This is a genomic window from Streptomyces sp. NPDC088147, assembly GCF_044741565.1.
Lineage (GTDB): Bacteria > Actinomycetota > Actinomycetes > Streptomycetales > Streptomycetaceae > Streptomyces.
Map to the genome: position 1 here is coordinate 161,422 of NZ_JBIUSY010000009.1, position 18,060 is coordinate 179,481.

Genomic DNA, 18,060 nt, shown 5'->3' on the forward strand with positions numbered 1-18,060 from the left:
CACGCCACTGACAGGCTGCTACTCCACGCCGATGAGCAGCGGAACGGACTGCCTGCCGCCCCGGTACACCACGGTGTCGACGGCCAGATGGCCGTCCCGTACGTAGCGCTCCAGGCGGTCGGCCAGCGCGTCCGGCGCCTCGTCGCCGAGCACCAGCGTCACCAGTTCACCGCCGGCCGCGAGCATCCGGGAGAGCACCGCCTCGGCGGTGGCGGCGAGATCGGCGCCGATCACCGCCACGTCGCCGTCGATCAGGCCGAGGACGTCCCCGGCCTGGCAGATTCCCGCCATGGTCCAGGACTGCCGTTCGGCGACGGCCAGTTCGGCGTAGCGGGTGGCGCCGGCCGCGGTGGTCATGGCGACCACGTCCTCGTCGAAACGGCGCTCGGGCTGGTGCACGGCGAGCGCGGCGATGCCCTGGACGGCGGCCCGGGTCGGGATGAGGGCGACCCGTACGCCCTCGGTACGGGCCTGTTCCGCGGCCGCGGCGGCGGTGTGCCGCAGCGCGGCGTCGTTCGGCAGGAGCACCACCTCGCGCGCGTGGGCCCGCCGGATCGCCTCGACCAGCTCGCCGCTGGCGGGCGGCTCCCCGGGGCGCGCGAGGACGGTCGTCGCGCCGGCCTCGGCGCACACCCCCGCGAGCCCCTCACCGGGGACCACCGCGACGACGGCCCGCTGGACCCGCTCGGGCGCCTCCTCGGCGGCGCCGAAGTGGGTGATGCGGATGCGGTACGGGCGTCCCGCCTCGACCCCGGCCTCCACGGCGGCGCCCGCGTCGTCGGCGTGGATGTGTACGTTCCACAGCCCGTCGCCGCCGACGACGACCAGGGAGTCCCCCAGCCCGTCGAGCCTGGTGCGGAGCCGGGCCACGGCGCGGTCGTCCGCCTCCAGCAGATAGATCACCTCGAAGGCGGGGCCGCCCTCGGGGGCGCAGTACTCGATCGCCGGCTCGACCTCGGCCGGGTCCTCGTACCGGCGCCGGCCCATCGGAAAGGCGGCCGGGGTCTCGCCCGTGAGGGAGCGCACCAGAGCGCCCAGGACGGCGAGCAGCCCGCGCCCGCCGGCGTCGACGACCCCGGCGCGTCCGAGCACGGGCAGCTGGTCGGGGGTGGCGGCGAGCGCGGCGCGCGCTCCCGCGTACGCCGCGCGTACGGTCACTCCCGCGTCCGCCGGCCCGCTCCGTTCCGCCGCGTCCGCGGCGGCGGAGGCCACGCTGAGGATCGTGCCCTCGACGGGGTGGGCGACGGCCTCGCGGGCCAGCCCCGCGGCCCGGCGCAGCGCCGGCGCGAGCCGCTCCCCGCCGGTCTCCCCGGGATCCGCCGGGTCCGCGTCCGCCAGTACCTCCGCCATCCCGCGCAGCAGCTGCGCCAGGATCGTCCCGGAATTCCCCCGGGCACCGATCAGCGCGCCGTGCGCCATGGCCCGTACGGCATCGGCGGGCGCGGGCACGGAAGCGCCGGTCTCGTGGGCCGCGAAGACGGCCTCGACCGCCTGCGCCGCGGATTCCACGGTCAGATAGAGATTGGTGCCCGTGTCACCGTCCGCGACCGGATAGACATTGATCGCGTCGATCTCCTCGCGCTCCCGGCCGAGGGCCTCCAGCGCCAGCGAGCACCAGCTCCGTACCGCTGCTGCGTCGAGGGTCTGCGGCACCTGAGGGTCCTCCTTGAGCGGCCTGGATGCGGGCTGCACGCAGGGTAGCCCGCGGACGCGAGGCGAACAGCGGGCCAACCTGGGGGAACGGAGCCGCTGCGCGTCATGGTAGTTTTCTTGTACCGAGGCAGGCGTTGTATGCTGCTGCGGTTGCCCGATGAAAGTCGGGTCAATCCCCCGGCAACGCCACATCAGTCACTGATTCCCGGCACGCCGGATTTCTCTGTACGAGCATCTGAAGTCTTTGGAGTGACCCGTGGCTGCCAACTGCGACGTCTGCGGCAAGGGGCCGGGCTTCGGCAACAACATTTCGCACTCGCACCGCCGTACGCCCCGTCGCTGGAACCCGAACATCCAGCGCGTGCGTGCCGTGGTCGGTCGGACGCCGAAGCGGCTCAACGTCTGCACATCGTGCATCAAGGCCGGCAAGGTCTCGCGCTGACGCCTGCGTCGTAGCGCAGCCCCTGCGGTTGCCTTGAAAAGCCGGTCCACCTCGGTGGGCCGGCTTTTTGCCGTGCTCGGGCGTGCCGTCCCGCGACGGCGCCGCACCGCGGCACCGTCAGCGAAGACGCCACAGGTGATCCACCGGGCCGATCCCCGCGCCCAGCGGAAAGCCGTGCGCGATCGCGCCCGTCACATACTCCTTGGCCGCCCTGACGGCCGCCACGACGCCCTGCCCCCGGGCCAGGCCCGAGGCGATCGCCGACGCGTAGGTGCAGCCCGTCCCGTGCGTATGCCGGTTGTCGTGGCGCGGTGCCCGCAGCCAGTGTTCCTCGCTGCCGTCGGTCAGCAGATCCACCGCGTCCCCCGGCAGATGCCCGCCCTTGATCAGCGCCCAGCGGGGCCCGAATTCGAGGACCGCGCGGGCCGCGCGCCGCAGCCCCGTCTCGTCCTCCACCCGTACGCCGGTGAGCTGCGCCACCTCGTCGAGATTCGGGGTGGCGACGGTCGCGACCGGCAGCAGCCTCGTCCGTACGCCGTCCAGCGCCGAGGCGGCCAGCAGCGGATCACCGTGCTTGGAGACGCCGACGGGGTCGACGACCACGGGGGCGTCGGTCCCGGTGAGCAGTTCCGCGACGGCCGCGACCAGTTCGGCGGAGGAGAGCATGCCGGTCTTCACGGCCTGCACGCCGATGTCGTCGACGACCGCGCGGTACTGGGCCCGTACGGCCTCCACCGGCAGCTCCCAGGCGCCGTGCACGCCCAGGGAGTTCTGTGCCGTCACCGCCGTGAGCACGCTCATACCGTGCACACCGAACGCCAGCATGGTCTTCAGATCCGCCTGGATGCCCGCACCGCCGCCGGAGTCCGATCCGGCGACGGTGAGCACGCGCGGTGGTACGGACGGTGGCGTCACACTCTCGGCTGTCGGCATGGTGCCGAATCTACTGGGCGTCCTCGATGTCTCCGAAGTGGTCCCAGCCGCCCTTGCTGGTCCAGGGCGCCCCGTCGACCGTCACCTGGGGCAGTGCGGACGGGTTGAGCACCTCCCCGATCACCTTCCAGCGGGCCGGCAGCTTCACGTCCGGCGGGAACGTGGCGACGATCGCGTGGTCCTCGCCGCCCGTCAGCACCCACTGGAGCGGGTCGATCCCGACCGCCTGGCCGATGTCGTTCATCTGCGAGGGGATGTCGATCAGACCGGAGCGCAGATCGATACGGACCTTGCTGGCCTCGGCGATATGGCCGATGTCCGCGACGAGTCCGTCACTGACGTCGGTCATGGCGGTGGCGCCGAGCCCGGCCGCCGCGGGGCCCGCGTGGTACGGCGGCTCCGGCCTGCGGTGCGCCTCCACGAAGGCACGGGGCGAGCGGAAGCCGCGCGAGAGCACCGCGTGCCCGGCCGCCGACCAGCCCAACCAGCCGGTGTAGGCGATGACATCGCCCGGCCGGGCACCGGACCGGGTGACCGGCTCGTGATTACGGAGATCACCGAGCGCCGTGATGGCGATCGTGATCGTGTCGCCGCGTACGACATCACCGCCGACCACGGCGGCGCCCGCGACCTGGCACTCGTCGCGGATGCCGTCCATCAGCTCGGTGGGCCAGGTGACCGGGAGTTCGGCCGGGACGACCAGGCCGAGGAGCAGCGCGGTGGGAACCGCGCCCATCGCCGCGATATCGGCGAGGTTCTGCGCGGCCGCCTTCCGGCCGACGTCGTACGCCGTCGACCAGTCACGGCGGAAGTGCCGCCCCTCCAGCAACAGGTCCGTACTCGCCACGACCCTGCGGTCGGGCGCGGCCACGACCGCGGCGTCGTCGCCCGGCCCGAGCCGGACCGCCGGGGTGGTGGTGAGCCGGGAGGTGAGTTCTCTGATGAGACCGAACTCCCCCAACTCGCCCACGGTTCCCTTCACCGAGTCTCCCCTCTCATCACCGGGCCGCACGCGCGGTCGCGGTCCTTCACTGCTGTCGGTACCGTCATGAGTCGCGTCAACTTCGTCTTCCGTACGCCACCCTGCGGGCGCCACCCGGGACCCGGGTCTCCCCGCCGCACTCGGCGACGCGATACCGTGGCGTCTCTTTCCCCCACATGATCCTCGTGGCCGCCCTGGAGGTTCCGTGGTACAGGCGTACATCCTTATCCAGACCGAGGTGGGCAAGGCGACGACCGTCGCCGAGACCATCGCCAAGATTCCGGGAGTTATCCAGGCCGAGGACGTCACCGGTCCCTATGACGTGATCGTGCGCGCTCAGGCGGACACCGTCGATGAGCTGGGCCGCATGGTGGTCGCGAAAATCCAGCAAGTGGAAGGCATCACCCGCACCCTGACCTGCCCGGTCGTGCACTTGTAGCCCCCGTCTACCCTTGGCCGGTGACCATTTCCTGTCGCCCGCCGTCCCGCCGCAGGCTATCCGGCCGTCCGCTCGTCCGCCTGTCCGCCGTCGTTCTGCTGGCGGCGGTGGCGGGCTGTTCCTCCACCGACGCGAAGGTGTCGGTCGAGGTTCCCCGTCCGCCCGCGGACGAGGCCGCGCTGTGCCGGGCTCTCCACAAGGAGCTGCCGAAGACCGTCTCCGACCTGGGCCGGGCTGATCCCGAGCCCTCTTCCGAACTGACCGCCGGGTGGGGGGACGCCGCGATCGTACTGCGCTGCGGTGTCCCCCGGCCCGAGGGGATGAGCGATGCCCAGTCGGACGCGGTGGAGGCGAACGGCGTCAACTGGATGCTGGAGGAACGGGACTCGGGGCCCCGCTTCACCACCACGTACCGCAAGACGTATGTCGAGGTCACCATGGACGAGCGGTTCACGCATGACTCCACCCCGCTCGCCGAGCTGGCCGCGCCGGTCAGCAGGACGATCCCGTCCAGTCTGTGACCGGGCGCGACCGAGCGTGACCGGACGCGTCCTGCGGGGCCTCCGACGAGGGCCGGATACGGGGGTCAGCGCAGGCCGGTGGGCCGGCGCAGCGCCGCCTGGATCAGCCGGTCGATCAGCTCCGGGTAACCGACCCCGCTCTCCTGCCACATCCGCGGGAACATCGAGATCGGGGTGAAGCCCGGCAGCGTATTGATCTCGTTGATGACGAACTCGCCGTCCTCGGTGAGGAAGAAGTCCGCGCGGACGAGGCCCTCGCAGGAGGCGGCCTCGAACGCCTCGACGGCGAGCCGCTGTACCTCGGCCGTCTGCTCCTCGGTGAGGGGCGCGGGCACCAGGCCGGTGGCCGAGTCGATGTACTTGGCCTCGAAGTCGTAGAAGTCGTGCGCCGTGACCGGCGGGATCTCGGCGGGCACGCTGGCCCGGGGGCCGTCCTCGAACTCCAGCACCCCGCACTCGATCTCGCGGCCCCGCAGCAGCGACTCCACCAGGATCTTGGGGTCGTGGCGCTGGGCCTCGATGATCGCCTCGTCGAGCCCCGAGGCGTCCTCGACCTTGGTGATCCCCATGGAGGATCCGGCGCGGGCGGGCTTCACGAAGAGCGGCCAGCCGTGCTCGGCGGCGAAGCCGGTGATCTTCGCGCGGGCGGCGGCGCCCTTGGCTCCTTCGGGGCCCTGCTCCCATTCGCGGGGGCGGATCACCAGATACGGGCCGACGGGCAGCCCGAACGAGGTGAACACCCGCTTCATGTACTCCTTGTCCTGCCCGACGGCGGAGGCGAGGACGCCGGCGCCGACGTACGGGACACCGGAGAGTTCCAGCAGGCCCTGGAGGGTGCCGTCCTCTCCGTACGGGCCGTGCAGTACGGGGAAGACGACATCGACCTCGCCCAGCGCCTTGGGCACGGAACCCGGCTCGCTGTAGACGACCTCGCGATTGCCCGGGTCGACGGAGAGGACGACGCCGCCGTCGGTGGACTCGGCGATCCGGTCGACGCTCGGCAGCACACGGTCGGCGATGGCCATCCGCTCCGGATCGTCGGCGGTGAGCGCCCAGCGGCCGTCGGTGGTGATGCCGATGGGCAGGACGTCGTACTTCGTCCGGTCGATGGACCGCAGCACGGCCCCGGCCGTGACCACGGAAATGGCGTGCTCGGAGCTCCGGCCGCCGAAGACGACGGCCACGCGCGGCTTGCGGAGCTGCTGCTCAGGGCTCTGGGGGGAGTTCTCGCTGCTCATATCGCGATGAGAGTACCTGGTGGTAGCGCCCGAGTCAGCGTTGGTCGCGGCCGGGTCGGCGCCGGTCGCGCGAAGTCAGCCGCGCTCGGACTTGGCGCTGCGCGACATCAGTTCCTTGAGCGCGACGAGCGGCGGCTTGCCGCTGTGCACGATGTCCACGACGGTCTCCGTGAGCGGCATGTCGACGCCGTGGCGGCGGGCGAGATCCAGCACGGACTCACAGGATTTGACGCCCTCGGCGGTCTGTTTGGTGACCGCGATGGTCTCCTGGAGGGTCATTCCGCGGCCGAGGTTGGTGCCGAAGGTGTGGTTGCGGGAGAGCGGCGAGGAGCAGGTGGCGATCAGATCGCCCATGCCGGCGAGGCCGGAGAAGGTGTGCGGGTCGGCGCCCATGGCGAGGCCGAGCCGGGTGGTCTCCGCGAGACCGCGGGTCATCAGGGACGCCTTGGTGTTGTCACCGAGGCCCATGCCGTCGGCGATGCCGACGGCGAGACCGATGACGTTCTTGACCGCGCCGCCGAGTTCGCAGCCGACGACGTCGGTATTGGTGTACGGGCGGAAGTACGGGGTGTGGCAGGCGGACTGAAGCCGTCGCGCGACGGCCTCGTCCCGGCACGCGACGACGGCGGCGGCCGGCATCCGTCCGGCGATCTCCTTGGCGAGGTTGGGGCCGGTGATGACGGCGACCCGCTCGGCCGGTGCCTTGGCGACCTCCTCGATCACCTCGCTCATCCGCTTCGCCGTGCCGAGTTCGACACCCTTCATCAGCGAGACGAGCACGGTGTCCGCGGGCAGTACGGGCGCCCACTCGGCGAGATTGCCGCGCAGCGTCTGCGAGGGCACGGTGAGCACCGTGAACTCGGCGCCGCGGGCGGCCTCCGCGGGGTCCGTGGTGGCCCGTACGCCGGCGGGCAGTTCGAAGCCGGGCAGATAGTCCGGGTTGGTGCGCGAGGTGTTGATCGCCTCGGCGACCTCCTGGCGACGGCCCCAGACCGTCACGTCGCACCCCGCGTCGGCGAGGACCATGGCGAACGCCGTACCCCACGAACCCGCTCCGAAGACGGCGACCCGCGTCACTTCGACCCCTCTTCCGCGGCCTTGCGCCGCTGTTCCGCCCTGGCCTTGCGATGGTCGTACGCGGCGGCCGTGGGCACCGGCTCTCCGCGCAGCTCGGAGAGCAGTTCCGTGATCGCGGCCATGATGACCTCGGTGACCTCGCGCAGCAATTCGGGGGTGATGTCCCTGCCGTAGTAGCGCGCCAGGTCCACGGGCGGTCCGACCAGCACATGGTGCGTCTTGCGCGGGAAGAGGTGCGGCTTCTTCGCGTACGGCGGCAGCAGCAGGTTGGCGCCCCACTGCGCGATGGGGATGACCGGGCACTTGGTCTGGAGAGCGACCCGGGCGACGCCGGTCTTGGCGGTCATGGGCCACAGGCCGGGGTCGCGGGTGAGGGTGCCCTCGGGGTAGAAGGCCACGCACTCGCCGCGCTCGACGGCGTCGATGGCGGCGCGGAAGGCGCTCAGCGCGTCGCTGGTCTCGCGGTAGACGGGAATCTGGCCGGTGCCGCGCATCACGGACCCGATGAATCCCTTGGTGAATAGGCTGTGCTTGGCGAGGAAGCGCGGAACACGGCCGGTGTTGTACTGGAAGTGCGCGTACGCGAACGGGTCGACATGCGAATTGTGGTTCACCGCGGTGATGAATCCACCGTCGGCAGGAATGTGCTCCGCACCCTTCCAGTCCCGCTTGAGCAGCACGATCAGCGGCGGTTTCGCGATGGCCGCCGCCAGGCGGTACCAGAAGCCGATTCTGCGGCGGGACACTCGGACACCTTCCTCTTTCTCGCCCGGCTCATGCCCGGCTGCCGGGGGTCAAGTGTGGCCCCGGGCCCCTGCTCTGTCGAGAACACCGTACGCCTCGCCTCCGGGACCACCTCTGTGGGCCGGGACGGTGCCGGGCCACAATAGAGGGCGGATACACCTGGGCCGCCACAGCATGGACGGAGAGTCCGCCACGAACACCGACCCGACCGCCCGCTGGTCTCTGGTCGTCCCCCTCAAACCGCTCCGGCTGGCGAAGAGCAGGCTCGCCGGGACGGCGGGCGACGCCCTGCGCCCGCGGCTCGCCCTCGCGTTCGCGCAGGACACCGTGGCAGCCGCGCTGGCCAGCCCCGCCGTCCGGGATGTGGTGGTCGTCACGGACGACCCGACGGCGGGCGCGGAACTGGCCGGACTGGGAGCCCGTATCGTGCCCGACTCCCCTGCGGACGGTCTCAACGCGGCGCTGGCGCACGGCGCGCGGGCCGTCAGGGCGGTACGGCCGCGGGCGGCCGTGGCCGCGCTCAACGCGGATCTGCCGGCCCTGCGGCCCGCCGAACTGGCCCGGGTGCTCTCCGCCGCGGACGCATTTCCGCGCGCCTTTCTCGCGGATGCCGCCGAAATCGGCACGACATTGCTGACGGCCGCTCCCGGTACCGAATTGAATCCGGCTTTCGGCGGCCCCTCCCGGCATCGGCATTTGTCCTCGGGCGCGGTGGAAATAGTCCTGACCGGGGTCGATTCCGTACGGCGGGACGTGGACACGGGCGATGATCTGCGGGCGGCGGCGGCGCTGGGCCTGGGCCCGTACACGGCCCGCAGGTACGCGACGCACGGGCCGCTGCCCGCGGCGTGGCCGGCGGGCCGTACAGCGGGCACCGGCGGCCTCCGCGGGCCGGCGGAGGACCGCTACGCTGCGGTGATGCAGGCGACCTCGTACACATACGATTCCGAGACCCGCGCCGGGAGTGTGCTGCTGGACGACGGCACCCCGGTGGAGTTCGACGCGACCGCCTTCGACGCCGGCGGGCTGCGGCTGCTCCGGCCGGGACAGCGCGTGCGGATCGAGACCGAGGGCGAGGGCGCGTCCCTCCGGATCACGCTGGTGACGCTCCAGACGCTCTGACGCGTCGCGCGCGGGCCTTCCGGCCGCCGGTACAACGCCGCGGGCCGGGCTCCCCGAGGGGAGCCCGGCCCGGCGCGTGTGGCCCTGTGCCGCTTCTGCCTACTTCTTCCTGGCGGCGGTCTTCTTCGCGGTGGTGGTGCGCGCGGTGGCCTTTCGCGCGGGGGCCTTCTTGGCCGTCGCCTTCTTGGCCGGCGCGGTCTTCTTCGCCGTGGCCTTCTTGGCCGCGGCCGTCTTGGCGGTCTTCTTCGCCGGTGCGGCCTTCTTCGCGGTGGCCTTCTTGGCGGTGGAGGTCTTCTTGGCCGCCGTCTTCTTGGTGGCGGTGGCCTTCTTCGCCGCGGTCTTGCGGGCCGCCGCGGTCTTGGCGGTGGCCTTCTTGGCCGCGGCCTTCACGGTCGTCCGGGCGGAAACGCCGCCCGAGAGGCTGCCCTTGGGGGCCTTCTTGACGGCCACATCGTTCTTCGGGAGCTTCTTCGAGCCGCTGACCAGGTCCTTGAAGCCCTGCCCCGCGCGGAAACGCGGCACGGAGGTCTTCTTGACCCGGACGCGCTCACCGGTCTGCGGGTTACGGGCGTAACGGGCCGGGCGGTCGACCTTCTCGAACGAGCCGAATCCGGTGACCGAGACCCGGTCACCGGCGACCACCGCGCGGACGATCGCGTCGAGTACCGCGTCGACCGCGTCCGCGGCCTGCTGACGGCCGCCGACCTTGTCCGCAATCGCTTCTACGAGCTGCGCCTTGTTCACGTCTTCCCCTTCGGAGACATTGCCAGAACGAAAGTGTTCAAGCTTTTTCGCACGTTAGGCAGATATATACCGCAAATCAAACACGAAACGGGCTAATCACCCTAGTGCCGCAACGAAGTCGACCTGGCGGAGATCCGCGGAGGTCAGTCGCCTTCCGGAAATCGACCCTCGTCCAGGTCCTTCATCAAGCGGTCCAGACGCCGTGCCGCTTCCGGGAGATCATGTTTCGCCGCGGCCGTGATGACCAGCAGCTTCCGGGAGAGCGCCATCCGTACGCCATCCGGGACTTGCAGAGCACGCACCCTCGCGTGCGCTTCTTTGAGTTGTTCGGCGACTAACCCGTAGAGCTTGAGTTGGCTGTCGCGTTCCATGCACCGATTGTGCCATCTGGGGCGAGTTGTCGCCCGACGGGGGCTCAACAAGCAACTGCACCCCCTGCCGGGAGGCAGGGGGTGCAGTAGGGGAAAAGCGCTGCTCAGGCGGTAATTGTGCGCGGTTTGAAGGACGGCCTGGCGGCCTCGTACGCGGCGATCTCCGCTTCGTTCTGAAGGGTGAGGCTGATGTCGTCGAGCCCGTTCAGCAACCTCCAGCGGGCGTTCTCGTCAAGCTCGAAATCAGCCGTCAACGTTGCTCCGTCGGGGGAGGTCGCCCGCACCTGGCGCTGCTCCAGGTCGACGGCGATCTCGGCCGTGGGGTCGCTCTCCGTGATCTTCCAGAGGGCGTCCACGACCGGCTGCTCCAGAACCACGGTCAGCAGACCGTTCTTGAGCGAGTTGCCGCGGAAGATATCGGCGAACCGGGAGGAGATGACGGCCTTGAAACCGAAGTTCTGCAAGGCCCAGACGGCGTGTTCACGCGACGACCCCGTGCCGAAGTCCGGTCCCGCGACCAGCACCGTGGCCCCGGCGTACTCGGGACGGTTGAGAACGAACTCGGGGTCCTTGCGCCAGGCCTCGAAGAGCCCGTCCTCGAAGCCGTCGCGGGTGACCTTCTTGAGCCAGTGGGCCGGGATGATCTGGTCGGTGTCCACGTTGCTGCGGCGCAGCGGTACGGCCCGGCCGGTGTGGGTGGTGAAGGCTTCCATGGTTATCGCGCTCCAGCGGGCGTACGGGCGCCGGCATCGGTGTCGGACAGATCGGCGGGCGAGGCCAGGTGGCCGAGCACGGCGGTGGCGGCGGCGACCTGGGGGGAGACCAGGTGGGTACGGCCGCCCTTGCCCTGCCGGCCCTCGAAGTTGCGGTTGGAGGTGGACGCGGAGCGCTCGCCGGGCGCGAGTTGGTCGGGGTTCATGCCCAGACACATCGAGCAGCCCGCGTGCCGCCACTCCGCTCCCGCGGCGGTGAAGACCTTGTCCAGGCCCTCCGCGACGGCCTGGAGGGCGACCCGTACCGAACCGGGGACCACCAGCATCCGTACGCCGTCGGCGACTTTGCGGCCGTCGAGCAGCGAGGCCGCCGAGCGCAGGTCCTCGATACGGCCGTTGGTGCAGGAGCCTACGAAGACGGTGTCGACCCGGATGTCGCGCAGCGCCTGCCCGGCGGTCAACCCCATGTATTCCAGGGCCTTTTCAGCGGCGTGGCGCTCCGAGGCGTCCTCGTACGAAGCCGGGTCGGGGACGTGCGAGGAGAGCGGCGCCCCCTGGCCGGGGTTGGTGCCCCAGGTGACGAACGGGGCCAGTTCCGAGGCGTCGATGAAGACCTCGGCGTCGAAGACCGCGTCGTCGTCGGTGCGCAGGGTCCGCCAGTAGGCGACCGCCGCGTCCCAGTCCGCGCCCTCGGGGGCGTGGTCACGGCCTTCGAGATAGGCGAAGGTGGTCGCGTCGGGGGCGATCATGCCCGCCCTGGCCCCGGCCTCGATGGACATGTTGCAGATGGTCATCCGCGCTTCCATCGAGAGCTTCTCGATGGCGGAGCCGCGGTATTCGAGGATGTAGCCCTGGCCGCCGCCGGTGCCGATCCTGGCGATGATCGCGAGGATCAGGTCCTTGGCGGTGACATCGGCGGGCAGTTCGCCCTCGACCGTGATCGCCATGGTCTTGGGGCGGGCCAGCGGCAGCGTCTGGGTGGCCAGGACGTGCTCGACCTGGCTGGTGCCGATGCCGAACGCCAGCGCGCCGAAGGCTCCGTGCGTGGAGGTGTGGCTGTCGCCGCAGACCACGGTGGTGCCGGGCTGGGTCAGCCCCAGCTGCGGGCCCACGACATGGACCACGCCCTGCTCGACATCGCCCAGCGGGTGCAGCCGTACACCGAAGTCGGCGCAGTTCTTGCGCAGCGTCTCCAACTGGACACGGGAGACGGGGTCGGCGATGGGCTTGTCGATGTCGAGGGTGGGGGTGTTGTGGTCCTCGGTCGCGATGGTGAGGTCGAGCCGCCGGACCTTGCGGTCGCTCATCCGGAGGCCGTCGAATGCCTGGGGGCTGGTCACCTCGTGCAGCAGGTGCAGATCGATGAAGAGGAGGTCGGGCTCGCCCTCTGCGCGCCGGACGACATGATCGTCCCAGACCTTCTCCGCGAGTGTCCTACCCATCGCTTTCCCTCCGACCGGCTCTCACAGCCGGCACTCCTAGAGATATGTGGGCCCACGTCCGTTCCCCACGCACCGGACGTCGACTGGAGACCCGTCGGTCCGCGGGCCCGTCCATACAGGTTCGCAAGTTCCTTGGGAAATTGAACTTGCGTTTCACAGAGTGAGACGCGAGTATCGTTTCATGGACAACTCTAGCGGCGTCGGCGTTCTCGACAAGGCTGCTCTGGTATTGAGCGCCCTGGAGTCCGGTCCGGCCACCCTCGCCGGACTGGTCGCGGCGACCGGGCTCGCACGGCCCACGGCACACAGACTGGCCGTGGCACTGGAACATCACCGGCTGGTGGCGAGGGATATGCAGGGCCGGTTCATTCTCGGCCCGCGGCTGGCCGAGCTGGCCGCCGCGGCCGGTGAGGACCGCCTGCTGGCCACGGCCGGACCCGTACTCACACATCTGCGGGACATGACGGGCGAGAGCGCGCAGCTCTACCGACGCCAGGGCGACATGCGGATATGCGTGGCGGCGGCCGAGCGGCTCTCCGGACTGCGGGACACGGTCCCGGTCGGCTCCACGCTCACGATGAAGGCGGGCTCCTCGGCCCAGATCCTGATGGCCTGGGAGGAGCCCGAGCGGCTGCACCGCGGTCTCCAGGGAGCCAGGTTCACGGCGACGGCGCTCTCGGGCGTGCGGCGCAGGGGCTGGGCCCAGTCGATCGGCGAGCGCGAGCCGGGCGTGGCCTCGGTCTCCGCGCCGGTACGGGGGCCGTCCAACCGCGTGGTCGCGGCGGTCTCGGTATCCGGACCGATCGAGCGGCTCACCCGGCACCCGGGCCGGATGCACGCCCAGGCCGTGATCGACGCGGCGGGCCGGCTGAGCGAGGCCCTGCGCCGCAGCGGCTGATCCGGCGCCCCTCACCACCGGGGCCCTTCTCTTCCGTACGCTCCCGTTCTCCGTACGCTCCCGCCGCACTTCCCGTTCCGTACGTTCCTCCACCGGCAGGCCGCTCCAGCGCCGCAGCGGCCGGGCCGAGGCCGGACTCCCGCGCATCCCGTGGAGATGGCGCGGTGGAGTCCAACAGGAGGTCGAGCGGCGGCGGTTGACGGCGCGGCGGCGATAACCATGGACAGCACAAAGGCCCTCCCGCGAACGGAAGGGCCTTCTCGTACTGCTCGATGTACCCCCGACCGGATTCGAACCGGCGCTACTGCCGTGAGAGGGCAGCGTGCTAGGCCGCTACACAACGGGGGCATGGACCGAAGTCCAGCTGGGCTACCAGGACTCGAACCTAGAACAACGGAACCAGAAACCGTCGTGTTGCCAATTACACCATAGCCCATAGGTGGTTTAGACCAGTACCCCCGACCGGATTCGAACCGGCGCTACCGCCTTGAGAGGGCGGCGTGCTAGGCCGCTACACAACGGGGGCCCTAGCGATCCTGCATCGACGTGTCCGGGTGCGACCCGAAGTCGTCGGAGAGAAGGATCTGTACCCCCGACCGGATTCGAACCGGCGCTACTGCCGTGAGAGGGCAGCGTGCTAGGCCGCTACACAACGGGGGCGTTGCAGAAACATCTGCGCTGGGCTACCAGGACTCGAACCTAGACTAACGGAACCAGAAACCGTCGTGCTGCCAATTACACCATAGCCCACCAAAACTGAACCCCCGGACGGGGGTTTGTCTGGCTTGCGCCTCCCGGCCGGACCTTTCGGTCTTCTTGGGCGGCGCAGGAAGAACATTACCCGATCGCGGACAGCGCTCCAAAACGGGTATCGCCGCGCAGCAGGCCGGGAAGCTGGCCGAGATCGGTGATCCGCACCAGCTCGGGGCGCCCGCCCGTCCCGTGCCGGTCCAGCCAGACGCCGGCGAGCCCCGCGGCCACCGCCCCGCCGGCGTCGATGTCCGGCTCGTTGCCCACGTACGCCACCTCCCGGGGGTCCAGCGCCATCGCGTCGCAGGCGGCGTGGAAGGCGGCGGCGTCGGGCTTGGCGACTCCCAGCTCGACCGCGCAGACCACGGCCTCGAAGTGATCACGTACCCCGAGGACGCGCAGCTTGCGGTCCTGGTTGCGGAGGCTGGAGTTCGACAGGACGGCCTGCCGGTAGTCGGCGGCCAGCACGTCCAGCACGGCGAGGCTGTCGGGAAACAGCGACCAGGCGGACTCGAAGTGAACGATGTACCGCTGGAACCAGGCGTCCGCCTCCGCGTCGCTCAGCTCGGCCCCGAGGAACATCCGTACGCGGTCGCGCCGCTGGCCCTGGAAGTCCGTCTCCCCCGCGGCGAACCGGCCCCAGTTCAGATCGGTGATCTCCCGCCAGCGCCCGAGGGCCTGGTCGACCGTGGGAAATCGGTCGGCCAGGCCCTCGGCGGCGAGATGATCGTGCATGCCGGCGCGGTCCGCGCTGGTGTAGTCGAAGAGGGTGTCGTCGATGTCCCAGAGGACGGCACGGATCGGCATGGCACCGACGGTACTCCGCGGCGGCCGGCCGGGCCGGGGATACGGGGCGATCCCCGGCTCCCGGTCCCGGCCCCCGCCTCAGGACGTCAGCTTCGCCAGTGCCGCGTCGATCCGGGACAGCGTGCGCTCGCGGCCCAGGATCTCCAGGGACTCGAAGAGCGGCAGGCCCACCGTGCGGCCCGTGACCGCGACGCGGACCGGGGCCTGCGCCTTGCCCAGTTTGAGGCCGTGCTCCTCGCCCGCCGCGAGTACCGCGTTCTTGAGCGCTTCGGCGTTCCACTCGGCCTCGGCGATCTTCGTACGGGCCGTGGCCAGCAGCGCGTCCGCGCCCGGCTTCATCGCCTTCGCCCAGGACGCCTCGTCCTCCACCGGCGCGTCGAGGAAGAGGAAGTCGACATTGGCGGTGATGTCCGAGAGGACCGTGACCCGGGTCTGGGCCAGCGGGGCCAGCGCTTCGAAGGCCGTGGTGTCGAAGGACTCCGGCGCCCAGGGCGCGTGCGGGGCCTTCAGCCAGGGGCCGCACGCCTCGATGAACGTCTTCACGTCCAGCAGCCGGATGTGGTCGGCGTTGATCGCCTCGGCCTTCTTCAGGTCGAAGCGGGCCGGATTGGCGTTGACGTCCGCGATGTCGAACGCGGCGACCATCTCCTCCATCGAGAAGATGTCGCGGTCCGCGGCGAGCGACCAGCCCAGCAGCGAGAGGTAGTTGAGCAGCCCCTCGGGCAGGAAGCCGCGCTCGCGGTAGAGGTTGAGGGACGCCTGCGGGTCGCGCTTGGAGAGCTTCTTGTTGCCCTCGCCCATGACGTACGGGAGGTGTCCGAACGCCGGGATCTCCTTGGCGATGCCCAGCTCGATCAGCGCCTTGTAGAGCGCGACCTGGCGCGGGGTGGAGGAGAGCAGGTCCTCGCCGCGCAGGACGTGGGTGATCTCCATCAGCGCGTCGTCGACCGGGTTGACGAGCGTGTAGAGCGGGGCGCCGTTGGCGCGCACGATCCCGTAGTCCGGGACGTTCTCCGGGGTGAAGGTCAGCTCACCGCGGACCAGGTCCGTGAAGGTGATCGGCTCGTCGGGCATCCGGAAGCGGACGATCGAGGTGCGGCCCTCCGCTTCGTACGCCGCCTTGCGCTCGTCGGTCAGATCGCGGCAGTGGCCGTCGTACCCGGAGGGCCGGCCGGCCGCGCGGGCCGCCTCGCGGCGCGCGTCCAGCTCCTCGGTGGTGCAGTAGCAGTGGTACGCGTGGCCCGCGGCGAGCAGCTTCCCGGCGGCGTCGCGGTAGAGGTCCATCCGCTGCGACTGGCGGTACGGCGCGTGCGGACCGCCGATCTCGGGGCCCTCGTCCCAGTCGAGCCCCAGCCAGCGCATCGAGTCGAGCAGCTGCTCGTACGACTCCTCGGAGTCGCGCGCCGCGTCGGTGTCCTCGATACGGAAGACCATGGTGCCGCCGCTGTGACGGGCGAACGCCCAGTTGAACAGGGCGGTGCGGACCAGTCCCACATGGGGGTTGCCGGTCGGCGAGGGACAGAAACGTACACGGACGGGTCCGTTAGCCACGCTTGATCACCTTGTTGGTGAGAGTGCCGATGCCTTCGATGGTGACGGCGACCTCGTCGCCGACGCTGAGGGGGCCGACCCCGGCGGGGGTGCCCGTGAGGATGACGTCGCCCGGGAGCAGTGTCATGGCCTCGGTGATGTGGACGATCACGTCCTCGATGGAGCGGATCATCTCGCTCGTCCGGCCCAGTTGCCGCTGCTCGCCGTTGACCGTGCACTGGAGGGTGAGGTCGGAGGGGTCGAGATCGGTCTCCACCCAGGGGCCGAGCGGGCACGAGGTGTCGAAGCCCTTGGCGCGGGACCACTGGTTCTCGCTGCGCTGGGCGTCGCGGGCCGTGACGTCGTTGGCGCAGGTGTAGCCGAAGATGACGTCCTTCACGCGCTCGCGCGGGACCTCGCGGCACATCCGGCCGATGACGACGGCGAGTTCGGCCTCGTAGTGCACCTCCGTGGAGAAGGAGGGGTACTCGATGGCGTCGCCGGTGCCGATCAGCGCGGTGGTCGGCTTGAGGAAGACGACGGGGACTTCCGGTACGGCGTTGCCCAGTTCCGCCGCGTGGTCGGCGTAGTTGCGGCCGATGCCCAGGATCTTGTTGCCGATCACGGGCGGCAGGAGCCGGACCTTGCTCAGCGGGACCTTGGTACCGGAGAGCTCGAAGTCGGCGTACGGAATGCCCTTGATGATGTCGAGGACGAGGCCGGCGGGGTCACCGCTGCCGTCGCCCTCGACCGCGCCGAAGGCGACATTGCCGTCGATGGAGAATCTGGCGATGCGCACGGGATGCTGTCGCCCCTCACTCTTGCTCGCTGGTCTGGAGACTGATACTCCAGGCTAGACGAGAGGAGGGGGCGGGTGGATCAGCCGGATTCGGGCCCGGCGGGAACCTACTGGGCGACGGGCGCGTCCATGAGAGTCGTACGGCGGGGGTTGGCGGTCCGGTTCGGCAGCTCGACGGCGTGCTCCGGGTGCTCCACGGGGACCAGTTCCTCGGCGTCCTTCAGATGCGCCAGCGTGGTGCGCCGGGGGTTGGCGGTGGTGCGGAAGATCATCGTCGTCTTCATCTCTGCTGTCAGACCCTGTCGGTGTACGGGCGCCGGGGCGCCGCTTGTCGGATATGCCATCCCTGTAAAGCGTCAGGCTAAACAGCCAATTCCCCACCGGGGCGGGCATCCAACGGCGATCATCGTGTGAGTTTGCTCACGACTCACCCGGCATTTCGCGCATTACGGGCAGCGGTCACCAGTCAAGGAAACGGACAATGCGTTACTGAACGTTACATTCCGCTCCTGATCATCAGGTCTGGGACACCCCCCACCCGTAAGTGGCTCGTCAATAAAAGTCCCTTTCCTCCGCGAACCCTTTCTACGGCTTGTGACGCGCCGCTCACACCGTGTCATTCAGGTCACAGGGCAGCCGTCTGCCCTTGTTGGAGATCCTGCACTGTGCTGGAATTCCCCCCACCGCCGCGGGTTTCAAGCACCGGCGCGCAAGGGCGCGACGCAGCGCCGAGTGGCGGTGGGGAAGGGGAGCAAGCGCCGGTCACTCACGACCGCCATGGGGAGCGCTCAGCGCCCCACGACGCCGACACCGTCCCGCCGTTCGCGGGGGGACGCCTGGTCCAGAGGTTGCGAC

General features: G+C 70.2%; 18 protein-coding genes, 5 tRNA genes and 1 pseudogene. 5 read left to right on the forward strand and 19 right to left on the reverse strand.

Annotated elements, in window-relative coordinates; translation table 11 throughout:
• Window positions 1-18 precede the first annotated feature (18 nt).
• A complete protein-coding gene (locus ACIOGX_RS29595) occupies window positions 19-1,692 on the reverse strand; it encodes a DAK2 domain-containing protein (RefSeq protein ID WP_401917703.1) in 1,674 nt (557 codons plus the stop codon).
• Window positions 1,693-1,909: 217 nt separating this feature from the next.
• Between ACIOGX_RS29595 and rpmB the strand changes: the two genes are divergently transcribed.
• Entirely contained in the window at window positions 1,910-2,095 is a 186-nt protein-coding gene (rpmB, locus tag ACIOGX_RS29600) for a 50S ribosomal protein L28 (RefSeq protein WP_015036441.1), read from the forward strand.
• A gap of 117 nt (window positions 2,096-2,212) precedes the next feature.
• Here rpmB and thiD read toward each other — a convergent pair whose 3' ends face one another.
• Both thiD and ACIOGX_RS29610 read right to left on the reverse strand, forming a co-directional pair.
• A complete protein-coding gene (thiD, locus tag ACIOGX_RS29605) occupies window positions 2,213-3,028 on the reverse strand; it encodes a bifunctional hydroxymethylpyrimidine kinase/phosphomethylpyrimidine kinase (protein WP_356511355.1) in 816 nt (271 codons plus the stop codon).
• Between the two features lie 10 nt (window positions 3,029-3,038).
• Window positions 3,039-4,010 carry a thiamine-phosphate kinase gene (locus tag ACIOGX_RS29610; RefSeq protein ID WP_129772233.1) on the reverse strand — a complete coding sequence of 324 codons (972 nt, stop codon included), beginning with the start codon at window positions 4,008-4,010 and terminating at the stop codon, window positions 3,039-3,041.
• A gap of 205 nt (window positions 4,011-4,215) precedes the next feature.
• On the opposite strand from ACIOGX_RS29610, the gene ACIOGX_RS29615 reads away from it, so the two are divergent.
• Together ACIOGX_RS29615 and ACIOGX_RS29620 are read left to right on the forward strand one after the other, a co-directional pair.
• The gene (locus tag ACIOGX_RS29615) at window positions 4,216-4,449 is read left to right on the forward strand and encodes an Lrp/AsnC family transcriptional regulator (RefSeq protein WP_030351778.1); all 234 of its coding nucleotides are present in this window, start codon (window positions 4,216-4,218) and stop codon (window positions 4,447-4,449) included.
• A 20-nt stretch (window positions 4,450-4,469) separates the two neighbouring features.
• Window positions 4,470-4,970, forward strand: coding sequence for a DUF3515 domain-containing protein (locus ACIOGX_RS29620; RefSeq protein WP_401761242.1), 501 nt, complete (start codon window positions 4,470-4,472; stop codon window positions 4,968-4,970).
• Window positions 4,971-5,035: 65 nt separating this feature from the next.
• Here ACIOGX_RS29620 and ACIOGX_RS29625 read toward each other — a convergent pair whose 3' ends face one another.
• From ACIOGX_RS29625 to ACIOGX_RS29635, 3 genes are all read right to left on the reverse strand, one after another.
• Entirely contained in the window at window positions 5,036-6,208 is a 1,173-nt protein-coding gene (locus tag ACIOGX_RS29625; RefSeq protein ID WP_129772234.1) for a D-alanine--D-alanine ligase family protein, read from the reverse strand.
• A gap of 75 nt (window positions 6,209-6,283) precedes the next feature.
• Entirely contained in the window at window positions 6,284-7,285 is a 1,002-nt protein-coding gene (locus tag ACIOGX_RS29630; RefSeq protein ID WP_401917707.1) for an NAD(P)H-dependent glycerol-3-phosphate dehydrogenase, read from the reverse strand.
• A complete protein-coding gene (locus ACIOGX_RS29635) occupies window positions 7,282-8,031 on the reverse strand; it encodes a lysophospholipid acyltransferase family protein (protein WP_356511350.1) in 750 nt (249 codons plus the stop codon). Before ACIOGX_RS29635 ends, ACIOGX_RS29630 begins: the two co-directional genes overlap by 4 nt.
• 172 nt (window positions 8,032-8,203) lie before the next feature.
• Here ACIOGX_RS29635 and cofC point away from each other — a divergent pair.
• Window positions 8,204-8,854, forward strand: a pseudogene (cofC, locus tag ACIOGX_RS29640) (2-phospho-L-lactate guanylyltransferase); the annotation flags it as partial.
• A gap of 396 nt (window positions 8,855-9,250) precedes the next feature.
• Here cofC and ACIOGX_RS29645 read toward each other — a convergent pair.
• The 4 genes from ACIOGX_RS29645 to leuC all read right to left on the reverse strand — a co-directional run bounded on the left by ACIOGX_RS29645 (window position 9,251) and on the right by leuC (window position 12,421).
• Window positions 9,251-9,895, reverse strand: coding sequence for an HU family DNA-binding protein (locus ACIOGX_RS29645; protein WP_356511348.1), 645 nt, complete (start codon window positions 9,893-9,895; stop codon window positions 9,251-9,253).
• A 143-nt stretch (window positions 9,896-10,038) separates the two neighbouring features.
• Window positions 10,039-10,266: a hypothetical protein gene (locus tag ACIOGX_RS29650; RefSeq protein WP_351393619.1), complete on the reverse strand. Its 228-nt coding sequence runs from the start codon at window positions 10,264-10,266 to the stop codon at window positions 10,039-10,041.
• A 104-nt stretch (window positions 10,267-10,370) separates the two neighbouring features.
• Window positions 10,371-10,979, reverse strand: a complete 609-nt coding sequence (gene leuD, locus ACIOGX_RS29655) for a 3-isopropylmalate dehydratase small subunit (RefSeq protein ID WP_356511345.1) — start codon at window positions 10,977-10,979, stop codon at window positions 10,371-10,373.
• A 2-nt stretch (window positions 10,980-10,981) separates the two neighbouring features.
• Window positions 10,982-12,421: a 3-isopropylmalate dehydratase large subunit gene (leuC, locus tag ACIOGX_RS29660; RefSeq protein ID WP_356511343.1), complete on the reverse strand. Its 1,440-nt coding sequence runs from the start codon at window positions 12,419-12,421 to the stop codon at window positions 10,982-10,984.
• A 181-nt stretch (window positions 12,422-12,602) separates the two neighbouring features.
• Between leuC and ndgR the strand changes: the two genes are divergently transcribed.
• Window positions 12,603-13,319 (forward strand): IclR family transcriptional regulator NdgR, encoded by a 717-nt coding sequence (gene ndgR / locus ACIOGX_RS29665; RefSeq protein WP_030351789.1) that lies wholly within the window; start codon window positions 12,603-12,605, stop codon window positions 13,317-13,319.
• Between the two features lie 275 nt (window positions 13,320-13,594).
• On the opposite strand, the gene ACIOGX_RS29670 is transcribed toward ndgR, so the two are convergent.
• The 9 genes from ACIOGX_RS29670 to ACIOGX_RS29710 form a co-directional block, all read right to left on the reverse strand.
• Window positions 13,595-13,667 (reverse strand) — tRNA-Glu (locus ACIOGX_RS29670).
• 16 nt (window positions 13,668-13,683) lie between these two features.
• Window positions 13,684-13,755 (reverse strand) — tRNA-Gln (locus ACIOGX_RS29675).
• Between the two features lie 17 nt (window positions 13,756-13,772).
• Window positions 13,773-13,845: transfer RNA gene (locus ACIOGX_RS29680), tRNA-Glu, on the reverse strand.
• A gap of 61 nt (window positions 13,846-13,906) precedes the next feature.
• A tRNA-Glu gene (locus tag ACIOGX_RS29685) sits at window positions 13,907-13,979 on the reverse strand.
• An 18-nt stretch (window positions 13,980-13,997) separates the two neighbouring features.
• Window positions 13,998-14,069, reverse strand: a tRNA-Gln gene (locus ACIOGX_RS29690).
• Between the two features lie 87 nt (window positions 14,070-14,156).
• Window positions 14,157-14,876: an HAD family hydrolase gene (locus ACIOGX_RS29695; protein ID WP_356511341.1), complete on the reverse strand. Its 720-nt coding sequence runs from the start codon at window positions 14,874-14,876 to the stop codon at window positions 14,157-14,159.
• A gap of 78 nt (window positions 14,877-14,954) precedes the next feature.
• Window positions 14,955-16,427, reverse strand: coding sequence for a glutamate--tRNA ligase (gltX, locus tag ACIOGX_RS29700; RefSeq protein ID WP_401917711.1), 1,473 nt, complete (start codon window positions 16,425-16,427; stop codon window positions 14,955-14,957).
• Window positions 16,420-17,205: a fumarylacetoacetate hydrolase family protein gene (locus tag ACIOGX_RS29705; RefSeq protein ID WP_356511337.1), complete on the reverse strand. Its 786-nt coding sequence runs from the start codon at window positions 17,203-17,205 to the stop codon at window positions 16,420-16,422. The genes gltX and ACIOGX_RS29705 overlap by 8 nt, the downstream gene beginning before the upstream one ends.
• Window positions 17,206-17,312: 107 nt before the next feature.
• Complete coding sequence (locus tag ACIOGX_RS29710) at window positions 17,313-17,489, reverse strand: hypothetical protein (protein WP_165372025.1); 177 nt, start codon at window positions 17,487-17,489, stop codon at window positions 17,313-17,315.
• Window positions 17,490-18,060: the final 571 nt, after the last annotated feature.